This window comes from Gymnodinialimonas sp. 57CJ19, from assembly GCF_038396845.1.
In the GTDB taxonomy this organism is placed as follows: domain Bacteria; phylum Pseudomonadota; class Alphaproteobacteria; order Rhodobacterales; family Rhodobacteraceae; genus Gymnodinialimonas.
The window spans coordinates 3318090-3329673 of the sequence record NZ_CP151587.1; the positions used below are offsets into that span (position 1 = coordinate 3318090).

Annotated in this window: 10 protein-coding genes; 9 read left to right on the forward strand and 1 reads right to left on the reverse strand. The window is 61.3% G+C overall.

Features of this window, described 5'->3' with window-relative positions:
* Positions 1-59: 59 nt before the first annotated feature.
* The 4 genes from AADW23_RS16185 (at position 60) to AADW23_RS16200 (ending at position 4382) form a co-directional block, all read left to right on the forward strand.
* A complete protein-coding gene (locus AADW23_RS16185) occupies positions 60-1088 on the forward strand; it encodes an ABC transporter permease (protein WP_341861975.1) in 1029 nt (342 codons plus the stop codon).
* The gene (locus AADW23_RS16190) at positions 1085-2035 is read left to right on the forward strand and encodes an ABC transporter permease (RefSeq protein ID WP_341861976.1); all 951 of its coding nucleotides are present in this window, start codon (positions 1085-1087) and stop codon (positions 2033-2035) included. Before AADW23_RS16185 ends, AADW23_RS16190 begins: the two co-directional genes overlap by 4 nt.
* Positions 2035-3738, forward strand: a complete 1704-nt coding sequence (locus tag AADW23_RS16195; protein ID WP_341861977.1) for an ABC transporter ATP-binding protein — start codon at positions 2035-2037, stop codon at positions 3736-3738. Before AADW23_RS16190 ends, AADW23_RS16195 begins: the two co-directional genes overlap by 1 nt.
* A gap of 68 nt (positions 3739-3806) precedes the next feature.
* Positions 3807-4382, forward strand: a complete 576-nt coding sequence (locus AADW23_RS16200) for a peroxidase-related enzyme (RefSeq protein ID WP_341861978.1) — start codon at positions 3807-3809, stop codon at positions 4380-4382.
* Between the two features lie 10 nt (positions 4383-4392).
* Here AADW23_RS16200 and AADW23_RS16205 read toward each other — a convergent pair whose 3' ends face one another.
* Positions 4393-5826, reverse strand: a complete 1434-nt coding sequence (locus AADW23_RS16205) for a tetratricopeptide repeat protein (protein ID WP_341861979.1) — start codon at positions 5824-5826, stop codon at positions 4393-4395.
* A 166-nt stretch (positions 5827-5992) separates the two neighbouring features.
* Between AADW23_RS16205 and AADW23_RS16210 the strand changes: the two genes are divergently transcribed.
* The 5 genes from AADW23_RS16210 to AADW23_RS16230 all read left to right on the forward strand — a co-directional run bounded on the left by AADW23_RS16210 (position 5993) and on the right by AADW23_RS16230 (position 11538).
* Complete coding sequence (locus tag AADW23_RS16210) at positions 5993-7432, forward strand: UbiA family prenyltransferase (RefSeq protein ID WP_341864347.1); 1440 nt, start codon at positions 5993-5995, stop codon at positions 7430-7432.
* Positions 7429-7839, forward strand: a complete 411-nt coding sequence (locus AADW23_RS16215) for a GtrA family protein (RefSeq protein WP_341861980.1) — start codon at positions 7429-7431, stop codon at positions 7837-7839. The genes AADW23_RS16210 and AADW23_RS16215 overlap by 4 nt, the downstream gene beginning before the upstream one ends.
* Positions 7836-9134 (forward strand): FAD-binding oxidoreductase, encoded by a 1299-nt coding sequence (locus AADW23_RS16220; protein WP_341861981.1) that lies wholly within the window; start codon positions 7836-7838, stop codon positions 9132-9134. Before AADW23_RS16215 ends, AADW23_RS16220 begins: the two co-directional genes overlap by 4 nt.
* On the forward strand, positions 9131-9865 hold the full coding sequence (locus tag AADW23_RS16225) for an SDR family oxidoreductase (RefSeq protein ID WP_341861982.1): 735 nt from the start codon (positions 9131-9133) through the stop codon (positions 9863-9865). Before AADW23_RS16220 ends, AADW23_RS16225 begins: the two co-directional genes overlap by 4 nt.
* A gap of 254 nt (positions 9866-10119) precedes the next feature.
* Positions 10120-11538 (forward strand): hypothetical protein, encoded by a 1419-nt coding sequence (locus AADW23_RS16230; protein WP_341861983.1) that lies wholly within the window; start codon positions 10120-10122, stop codon positions 11536-11538.
* Positions 11539-11584 lie beyond the last annotated feature (46 nt).

The window sequence follows — 11584 nt, forward strand, 5'->3', positions numbered from 1 at the left end:
CGCCAGAACCCTCAGGTCGCGGCTTGACCCGTCACCTATTCACAGCGCAGAACCGTTGAATGCTTAGTTTCATCCTCAAACGCATCGCCCAGTCCATCCTCGTCCTTCTGGTCGTGGGGCTTGTGGCCTTTGCCATGTTCCGTTTCGTGGGCGACCCTGTCGATACGATGTTGGGCCAGGAACGCACGGTCCAGGATATCGAACGTCTGCGCGAAGTCCTTGGGCTCAACAAGCCGTTCTTCCTGCAGTATTGGGACTTCCTCGTGCGTGCCGTGCAGGGCGATTTCGGGATCTCCTACCGCCAAGGCCGCCCCGTGGCCGAGATCATCATCGAACGGCTGCCTGCCACGCTGGAACTGGCCCTCGTATCAGGCCTGATCGCGTTGGGAATGGGCATTGTTCTGGGGATTTTCACCGCCATTCGCCGCGATGGTTTCTGGGCCAATTTCATCATGTCCGCCAGTTTGATTGGCGTATCCCTGCCCACATTTCTGATCGGTGTTCTGCTGATCTATGCCTTCGGCGTCGGCCTTGAGGTGCGCATTCCCTTCACGGACATCACCTTCAATACCGGGGGGATGCCGATCTTTGGGCGGGGCGATACCCGCCACATTTTCGGCTGGGTCGGCGGGTGGAACTCGGGCCTTGCCACTTGGGACGGGCTGCAAAGCATTGTCCTTCCGGCGATCACCCTGGGTCTTTACCAAATGACCCTCATCATGCGCCTTGTGCGGGCCGAGATGCTGGAGGTGCTGCGCGCCGACTACATCCGTTTCGCCCGTGCCCGTGGGCTTTCAGACCGGGCGATCAACTTCCGCCACGCCCTGAAAAACACCATGGTGCCAGTGATTACCGTGACCGGCCTGCAACTGGGCTCCATCATCGCCTTTGCGATCATTACCGAGACGGTCTTCCAATGGCCCGGTGTCGGGCTTTTGTTCATCAACGCGATCCAGTTCGTCGATATCCCCGTGATGGCGGCCTATCTGATGCTGATCTCTGTCATGTTTGTGGGGATCAACCTGATCGTGGACCTTCTTTATGTGGCGATTGACCCGCGCCTGCGCGTGGATGGGAAAACGACATGAGCGATACTCCTTCTTCCCCCGCGCCCAAGGCCAAATCCCGCCTTGCCCGAGCGCTTGATAGCGATGTCGGCTACGCCTTCCTCCATTCCCCCGTGGCTCTGATCTCGGCGATTGTGACTTTGGTGCTGGTCCTCGCGGCCATCTTCGCGCCTTGGATCGCGCCCCATGACCCGTTCAACCCGGCGTCCCTCAACCTGATGAACGGGCTGACGCCCCCCGGCACGCCCTCGCCGTTTACCGGGGACAGCTTCATTCTGGGCACCGATGACCAAGGCCGCGATGTCTTCTCGACCATCCTGTTCGGCCTTCGGATTTCGCTGTTCGTGGGCTTTGCGGCGGTATCCTTCGCGCTGATCCTGGGCGTCACCCTGGGCCTAATCGCGGGCTATGTGGGCGGCTGGACCGAGACGATCATCATGCGCATCGCCGATATCCAGCTGACCTTCCCCTCCATCCTTGTGGCGCTTCTGATCTCGGGGATCGCCAAAGGCGTCACCCCGATCGAGTACCGCGACGAGATGGCCCTGATCGTGCTGATCTTCGCCATCGGCCTGTCGGACTGGGTGCAATTCGCCCGTGTCGTGCGCGGCGCGACATTGGTGGAGCGCAACAAGGAATACGTCCAGGCCGCGCGCCTGATTGGCCGCTCGTCCTTTGTCATCATGGCGCGCCACATCCTGCCGAACGTGCTGTCCCCTGTGCTTGTCATCGCCACGATCTCGCTGGCTTTGGCGATCATCGCCGAGGCGACACTTTCCTTCCTCGGCGTCGGCGCACCGCCCACCGAGCCTTCTCTCGGCACCCTGATCCGCATCGGTCAGACGTTCCTGTTCTCCGGCAAATGGTGGATTCTCGTCTTCCCCGCTGCCACACTTCTTGTCCTCGCGCTCGCCGTTAACCTTCTCGGCGATTGGCTCCGTGACGCCATCAACCCGAGGTTGCGCTGATGTCCCTGCTTGAAATCGAAAACCTCACCGTTGAATTCCCCACCCGCCGGGCGCTGTTCACAGCCGTCAAGGCCGCTAACCTTTCGGTGGAGCCCGGCGAAATCCACGGGCTTGTGGGCGAATCCGGGGCCGGAAAATCCACCATCGGCGCCGCCGTGATGGGCCTTCTGGACCGTCCCGGCCGTATCGCGGGCGGGATCATCCGCTACAAGGGTGAGGAAATCTCGGGCCTTGATGCCGACGCCATGCGGTCCCTGCGTGGCAAGAAGATTTCGATGATCTTCCAAGATCCGTTAACGTCGTTAAACCCGCTGTTCACCGTGCGCCAACAGTTGGTTGAGACGATCTCTGAACATCTCGACGTCACGACGGATGAGGCCAATGACCGCGCCCGTGCCCTGATCGACCGGGTCGGCATCCCCGACCCCGAGGCGCGGCTTGACCAATATCCGCACCAATTCTCGGGCGGGATGCGGCAGCGCGTGGTCATCGCCTTGGCGCTTTGCTCCGAGCCTGATGTGATCATCGCGGATGAGCCCACGACCGCGCTTGATGTCTCGATCCAGGCGCAAATCCTTGATCTGATTAAGGAACTTGCTACAGAGCGTCAGGTCGGCGTGATCCTGATTACCCATGATATGGGCGTGATTGCCGACACAACGGACAAGGTTACCGTCATGTATATGGGCGAGGTTGTGGAAACTGGCCCCACCGCGCAAATCCTTGGCCAGCCCGCGCACGAATACACCAAATCGCTGATCGCCGCCGTGCCGCGTCCGACGCGCAAATTGCACCGCTTCCCGCTGATCTCCTATGGCGGGCGCGTGATGGAATTCGCGATTGAAGACCTCAAGCGGAACTGGCCCGAGGTTCAGATCGACCCCTCCAAATCCTTGGTGCAGGCCGACGGGATCACCAAACGCTTCGTCCAGACCCGTGCGCTGCTGCCGCGTAACCGCAAGATGTTTACCGCCGTGGACACCGCGACCTTCGACATCAAGGAAGGCGAAGTGTTTGGATTGGTTGGGGAATCCGGCTCGGGAAAATCCACCATCGCACGGATGATTGCCGGGCTCTACAAGGTCGATGGCGGCGAGGTTTCTTTCGACGGCAAGCCCGTGTCGAACCAGCCCGGCGGCGTGCCCGACTGGTATCGCAAGCAAATCCAGATGATTTTCCAAGACCCCTATTCGTCCCTGAACCCCCGGATGCGGGTGGATGAGATCATCGCAGAGCCCGCCCGCCACCACGGTCTTCTGACGGGCAAAGCGTTGAAAGATCGGGTAAACGAACTGCTCGACCGGGTGGGTTTGGGGGCGCAGGCGGGATTGAAATTCCCGCACGAGTTTTCCGGCGGTCAACGGCAGCGTATTTCCATCGCGCGGGCCTTGGCGACCCAGCCGCGTTTTCTGATCTGTGATGAACCGACGAGCGCGCTTGATGTCTCGATCCAGGCGCAAATCCTTAACATCCTTAAGGATCTGCAAGAGCATCTTGGGTTAACCATGTTGTTCATCTCTCACGACCTGCCCGTGGTGCGCCAGATGTGTGACCGCGTCGGCGTGATGAAGAATGGTGAGCTGGTCGAAGTCGCCGAGACAGAGGCGCTGTTCGCCTCTCCCCAGCATCCCTACACGCAGCAACTTCTGTCGCTGATGCCGCGCCTTGATGGCCTGTCCGATGAGGGGCTATCCGTGGCGTGACGCGCCGTGCCCAATTCGCAATTGATACACCATTGATACACCCCCACACCTGATTATCGGAGGATTCCATGCCGCAACCCGACCACGTCTCTATCTACGACCTGCCCGATTTCGACAGCCTCGACGATGACACGAAGCGGTATTTTGAGGTCTGCCAAGAAAAGCTGGGGATGGTGCCAAACGTCTTGCGGACCTTCTCGGTTAACCAGGAAAAGCTTCGGGCGTTCGGGCAGTATTATAACACGCTCATGCTCGGCGAGAGCCGATTAACCAAACTGGAACGAGAGATGGTCGCCGTGGTCGTCTCTTCGGCAAACCGTTGTTTTTATTGCCTTGTGGCCCACGGCCAAGCGGTACGGAAGATGTCCGGCGACCCACAGCTGGGTGAAATGTTGGTGATGAACTACCGCGTCGCAGAACTGCCCGAACGTCAGAAAGCCATGCTTGATTTCGCGTGGAAATTAACCACTGCACCTTGGGAAGTCGCAGGCGAAGAACGCGCCAAGCTAGAGGCCGTGGGCCTGAGCCAGGATGAGATCTTCGACCTCTCTGACGTGATCGCGTTCTTCAACATGTCTAACCGCTTCGCCATCGCGTCAGACATGATGCCGAACCCGGAATATCACGCAATGGACCGAGAATAGCTCTTATTTATCAGTCGGTTAACCCACGCGCCGCCGCGCGGGTTCCCGGCCCGATATCGCCGTCGATCGCCATCGTGTAAAGCCCGCGTTCCTGCAAAATCGTCTGAAATGCGCGTGCCGTGGCCCCGTCCCATCGGGGCGTTTGGCCGTCGATCGTGCCGCGAAGATCGTTCATGTCGACCTCTCCGCTTTCCAGGGCTGCGATATAGTCAGCGGCGGCCAATTCCGGGTTCGCGGGACGCCCGATGCCGTGCTCGAACAGAAAACCACGCGCCGCGATTCCGCGTGGATCGCCTGTCTCGGCCAGCGCTTCGACCCAGCCGCCACGCAGGAAATCATTGGCCGGAACGCCCTCTGCCCCATCGGAATAGAGGGCGATAAGGTCTTGAACTGCCTCGACATTTCCATCTCTGGCGAGAGTCACGAGTAGCGGCACGGCGCGGCGGGCATTGGGCACACCCAAGGCCTCATCAACGCCACCGGGCACCCCTTCGCCGTCCAAAAAGGTCTGCGCAAGGTTGTATTGCGCAAAGGGATAGCCCGCCTCCGCGGCCATGCGCATCAGGCGCACCATCTCTGCGCTGTCGGCCTCTACGCCGCGTCCAAGGCGGTACATGAAGGCCAGTGTCGCCATGCCAGCGGGATCGCCCAAGTCAGCAGCTTGTCTATAGTATTCAACGGCTTGCGCAGCATCTTCGCGGATGGGGCGCAGGCCGAAATTGTGGTAATCTCCCAGGCGCGTCATGGCTGCTGCAACGCCCGCCTCGGCGGCGCGTTCATAAAGCGGCACGGCCCGGCGGTGACGTCCAGCCGCTTGCGCTGCCGATGCCAGATGGTAGAGCGGCGCGCCCTCCTCTGGCAGCGCTTCCGCCGCCTCCCGGCACGCGGGGAACGCCGCCCGCAACGCGTCGAGCGCGGCTGTTTGTTCTTCTTCAGTCGTATAATTCTCGGCGGAGGGTTCCCCTGCAATTTCAATACATTGCGCCAAGGACGCCTGCGCAGCGGCAGCCTCTGCGGCGCGAGCGGCACTCTCGGCAGCCAACACCTCGAACGCGCTGGAAGCCTGCTCAACCGCCTCGGCCCGCTCGGCGGCCAACGCCGCTTCCATGGCCTCCGCTTCCGCCCGAGCGGCGCTTTCAGCGGCCAATGCTGCAAAAGCCGTTGTAGCGTCTTCAACCGCCGTGGCGCGGGTCGCTGCGGCTTCTGCTTCCGCCCGCTCTGCGCTCTCTGCGGCCAATGTTTCAAAAGCCCCCAAGGCATCCTCAACCGCGCCCGCGCGTTCCTCCGCCAAATCCTCCTCGGACGGGGCGCGCAAAGCCAGGAGCGCGGCCAAAGCCTCTTCGACAGCCGCGGCGGCATCGTCGCTTTGGGCAAGAACACCTGTCGCCTTCAGGGAAAGGACAGAAATCAAGGTGATCCGCAGGACGGCTTTAGGCAAGCGCATTGGGTGCAATCCTTCAGTAAAATCAATTTCTGAAACGATAGACAGCGTGTTTGCCTGAGTCGATACCAACCCGTATCCGCGCCGCAAAAAGCGTTTAAAAAGCGCTGGTCATGGCAATCGCCCTGAGGCACCTTCTCTTAACGAATTTACGTTAAGGAATAGGTCACTGTCACAGTCCCCGAACACCGAAGAACGCGCGCGCCCTGTGTTGGTTGTGGACCTTGACGGGACGTTGTTGCGCTCGGACATGTTGTACGAATGCGGTTGGTCGGCCTTGGGGCACGACGGGTGGGCGACGGTGCGGGCCTTGGGCAAGCTCAAGAAAGGGCGGGCCGCGTTCAAACGTGCTTTGGTAGAGCTGTCCGATGTGGATATCGGCACCCTGCCCTACGACGAAGAAATCGTCGCCCGCGTGCGGGATTGGCGCGCAGAAGGTGGGCGCACGATCTTGGCGACGGCCAGCGATCAGGTATTGGCAGACAAGATCGCCGCGCATCTGGATATTTTTGACGAGGTTCACGGATCAGACGGGACGCGCAACCTGAAAGGCACTGAAAAAGCGGCCTTTTTGCAGGGCCGCTTTCCCCAGGGCTTTACCTATATAGGCGACAGCGCGGCGGATTTGGCGGTCTGGGAACGGGCCGAGAAGGCCATCAGCGTCGGCGCGACCCCGAAGGTCGTAGCCGCCCTTGACCGAGGCAACACCCCCGCCGAACACGTGCCGAGAGAGGCCCCCCCGCGCGCGCTTCTACGCGCCATACGTCCGCAGCAGTGGTTCAAGAACCTGCTGGTCGCGGTCCCCTTGATCGCGGACCCCGGCCACGGGTTCGGGGCGATTTTGCCGATCATCGGAGCGTTTCTGGCCCTTAGTTTCGCTGCGTCTGCCGGGTATTTGATTAACGACCTTCTGGACCTACGCGACGACCGCAGCCATCCGCGAAAGCGTCTGCGCCCCTTTGCGGCGGGCACCCTTTCGCCTGAAATCGGCACCATGGCGATTCCGGTCTTGCTGGCATTGTCGGCTGTTACCTCACTGCTCGTGACGCCCGCCTTGTTGGGGGCTGTGGCGCTCTATTTCGTGGCCACGGTCGCCTATTCCGTAGATCTCAAGCAGCACACGTTGGTCGACATTTGCTTGCTGGCTTTTCTGTTCACCTTGCGGATCATCGCGGGCGGTTTGGCGATCGGCGTTCCTTTATCGGTGTGGATTTTGGCCTTCTCGATGTTTATCTTCTTTGCTCTGGCGGCAGTTAAACGCTTGGCAGAGCTGACAGATTCCGAGACTGCCACCCGCGAAACCTCACGCCGCGGCTACATCGCAGAGGACCGGCGCATCGTCAGCCAGATGGCGATTACCTCGGGGTATCTGGCGGTTTTGGTCCTTGCCCTTTATGTGGACGAGCCGACGACACAGGCCAAATTCGGCGCGCCTTGGTTGTTGTGGGGTGTCTGCCCGCTGCTGATATTCTGGATCAGCCGCATGGTGCTGAAAGCAGACCGAGGGTTGATGCACGACGATCCGATGATCTTTGCGGTGTCAAATTCCACCTCGCGGTGGGTAATCCTTCTGTGCGGCGTTTTGGTCGTGGGTGCCGTGTTCCTATGACGCGCACTGGCCTTATCATCCGCTACGTGGCCTTCGCGGCAGTCGCCGTTGCGGTTAACCTTTTGGTGCAGCGGCTGGTGCTATTGGGTGGCGACGGTTCACTCTGGTTCGTGGCTGCTTTGGGGGCGGGGACGCTTGCAGGGTTGGTGGTGAAATACCTTCTCGATAAGCGATGGGTTTTCTTTGATGAGACCCAAGGTGCCGCGGCACAGGGTCGGCAGTTTGGCCTCTATTCTCTGATGGGCGTGGCGACGACGGCAATTTTCTGGGTGACGGAAACCGCCTTCTGGCTGACATGGGGCACAGATTTCGCAAGGGAAGCGGGGGCGTTGATCGGCCTCGGGGTGGGGTATTTGACGAAGTATCAACTGGACCGAAGGTTTGTATTTCAACGGGGCCCCCGATGAAGATGCTGAGCGGCTGGGGCCGTTTTCCCAAGGTCGAATGCCGGGTCGTGCGGGCGCGCACCCAAGAGGATGTGCGCCAAGCGGTGTTGGAGGCGCCGCTGATCGCAAGGGGCAACGGGCGTGCCTATGGCGACGCCGCCCTGAACCCCGGATTAACACTGGATATGACCGGCATGGACCGAATGCGGTCGTTTGAAAACGGGGTGTTGGTGGCCGAGGCGGGCGTGCTTCTGGGCGACATTATCCAAGCTTTCCTGCCACGCGGCTGGTTTCCCATGGTCACGCCGGGCACCAAATTGGTTAGCCTTGGCGGCGCGATTGCGGCCGATGTCCATGGCAAGAACCACCACATTGACGGCTCTTTCCGGACCTGTGTCGACTGGATCGACCTGATGGGACCCGATGGCACGGTGACCCGGACCAAGCAGGGCGACGCGCTGTTTGATTGGACCCTTGGGGGCATGGGGCTTACCGGGGTGATCTTGCGCGCGCAGATCCGCCTGCGCCGGGTCGAGACATCTTGGATCGTGCAGGAAAGCGTAGCGTTAACGTCGTTAACCGATACGATCGCTGCGTTTGAGGGTGCGATGGACGCGCCCTATTCCGTTGCATGGATCAATTGCAGCGCGGGCAAGACCCACGGCCACAGCATCTTGCTGAAAGGCCGCCACGCCCTGCCCCAAGACTTGCCGATGGACCGCACCGAGTTCGACCTTGGCCGTCCCGGCAAAACCCCGGTCCCGTTCGGGCTTCCGTTCTTGTTCAAGGGAGCAGCCCTGCGCACGATCAACAGCATTTACTGGCGCTTGCAACGGCGCAAAGCGGGCCGCGCGGTGGTGGATTGGGATAGCTACTTCTACCCTCTCGATGGATTGGCAAATTGGAACAAGCTCTATGGGCGGCACGGGTTTGTGCAGTTCCAATGCGCCCTGCCAAAGGACACGGCGGAAGCCGGATTGGCCGAAATAATGGAGGCGATAGCCGCCTCTGGCCAAGGGTCGGTGCTGTCCGTCCTGAAACGCCTCGGGTCGCAATCCGGCCCGTTTTCCTTCCCGATGGAGGGCTATACGCTCGCCATGGATTTCCCGACTAACAAACGGAGCCTTGCGCTAATGGAACGGTTGGACACGATAACTATGGCCCACAAGGGCCGCTTCTACTTGGCCAAGGACGCCCGGATGCCAAAGGCCGTGGCGCAGGCCGACCCGCGTGCCGCGGACTTCGCCGCCATGCGCAAACAGGCGGGGATGGCTGAGCGCTTTACGTCCGTTCAATCGCGGAGGTTGGGATTATGAGCCGTCCGATCCTGATCCTGGGGGCTGCCTCTGACATGGCCCGTGCCGTGGCACGATCTTTTGCCGCGGAAGGCCACCCGATTCAGCTGGCCGCCCGCAACGTGTCCCGCCTTGCCGAAGACGCCAGCGATCTGCGCACCCGCTTCGGTGTTGAGGTCACTGTTCATGAGTTCGACGCGCTGGCGACTGATTCTCATAAAGCCTTTGTGGAGGCTTTGCCCACGCTTCCGGCCGTTGCGGTCTGCGCCGTGGGCACCATGGGCACGCAATCGGAAAGCGAGGCCGATCCGCTGGCCGCCGCCCAGGTTATGCGCGCCAATTTTGAGGGCCCCGCCAGCATTCTGGCGCATCTGGCCAACGCGATGGAGGCCCGCGGCGCGGGCACCTTGGTTGGCATTTCCTCGGTCGCGGGGGACCGGGGTCGCGCGTCCAATTACGTCTACGGCTCGGCCAAGGCGGGCTTCACGGCATTCCTGTCGGGTCTTCGCAATCGCCTTGCAAATAAGGGGGTTCACGTGGTCACAGTGCTGCCCGGCTTCGTGAATACCGCCATGTTGGACGGGATTGACACGCCCGCTCCGCTGACTGCTGAGCCCGAGGAAGTCGGGGCCGCGATCGTGAAAGCGGTGAAGCGAAATACCAACGTCATCTATACACGCCCGATCTGGCGCCTCGTCATGGCGGTGATCCGAAATATTCCCGAACCGGTGTTTAAAAAGACCTCGATCTAGGCGCGACCGGCTGGCAAGATTCCGCGCAAAAATCAAGCGCAGGATGAGAATCTTGGGCGCGTTGTTGCGATATTAACACCTCCGCCTTAGGGCTGGCTCAGACAAAGGGACATTATCCGTGGCTGAAGGGCTGCGACGTACTAGATGGGCAGTGCTTCACGATGAACGGGACAGTAATCGCGCGTGTATTTGCGCGAACAAAATTTTTGACAGCCACGGCGCTGGAACGGCCGAATGGCGTGTTGGCCGTTGTATTGGCCTCAACCATAATCACCTCGGCTTGCGCCTATGTGGTGGTGTCCGGCGCGGTGACGACGCCGCGCCCGGTGGTCGAAACGGAAGAGGTTGTCGCGATTAATCCGACACCGCAACGCCGCTACCCCGATGTCACGGCTTTCGACACGAGTATCTCTGCTGTGATCGACCAAGCGCCCGGCGCGCGGGTCGCCCCCCAATTGGCCGCTCCCGCCGAGGTTGCCGCAGCACCCACTGATCCGGTGGAGCGCTATTCCGTTGTAGCAGGCCGTCCACCGGTGATGCCGGAACCACGCCCAAGCATGATCATTACTGTGCCGCAGGTGGTGCAAGTCGTAACCATTGCGCGGAACTTGGATGCGGAACGGGCCTTGGCCCTGCCCCATCCGGTGGCCCGCCCCGGCGCCACACCTGCACCTGTGGCGACCGAAACGGCACCGCAAACCTCTACCCTTCTGGCCGCGTCCAGCCCGCGCCCCACTCTGCGCCCCGCAGAGATTGTGACCCGCGCCGCCGCGCTGTCGGAAGCGTTTGACGTTGAAGTCGCCCGCGCGGAAGCACCCGACGCTTTGGGGGGCATCGCCGGAGTCGGTGAAAGCCCACGCGGCAGCATTTTTGCCGGCGGCAGTGGCGATTGCTCGCCCCGTCTGGCACGTGCGATCCCGCGCCGCTCTGGCTCTGCTGCCAGCGGTTCTGCCGTTATGGCAAGCGCTGGAAACGGCTCGGGCTCGGGCCGCGACAACCGCATGGTGCAAGAGGCGTTGGCCGGAAACGTCCCCAGCCATATCCGCGACCTGCACCCCGTCACCTTCAACGGCACCGTTGGCGGGCGCTCGGTTGAGGTAACAATCTGCGTGACGCCCGATTACCTGGCCATCGGATCCGACAGCGACCACGTGCGCGTGCCACTGGGCTTGCAGGCCGCCCTACGGGTCGCCGATGCCTTCGACATGATGTTGCCCACGACCACTATGGTTGACGCGATCTACCAACAAGCTGACGTGCGTGTTGCCCCGTCCCCGATGACGCCGGGCTCTGCCATGTCGTCCACGGACTACTTCTTGCGCCACGATGCCACGATTGACGGCCAATTCTCGCGCGCAGGTGTGCAGGCCGGGATGCTTGTGGCCGGTCACAAGAAGGATCTGGTCCTCGCCAACCGCTTGTCCCGCAATCCAGGCCGTGTCGCGATTTACGGCTGGCACCGCACCAACGGCCGCGCGATCCAGCCGCTTTCTACGGTGCACGGCGAATATTACGCCGACTATTCCCATGGCATCCGATTGGTCAGCCGCACGGCTTTCGTCGATGGCCGTGCCGTGGACCTGCGGGAGCTGCTGACAGACGATCGCTACGCAGGTTTCTTGAACTCTGATGGAACGTTGACCGGCGCAACCATTCGCCTCGCGTCCCTGTAAGAACCTGTTTCAAAAAGCAAAAGGCGCGCCGGATCTGGCGCGCCTT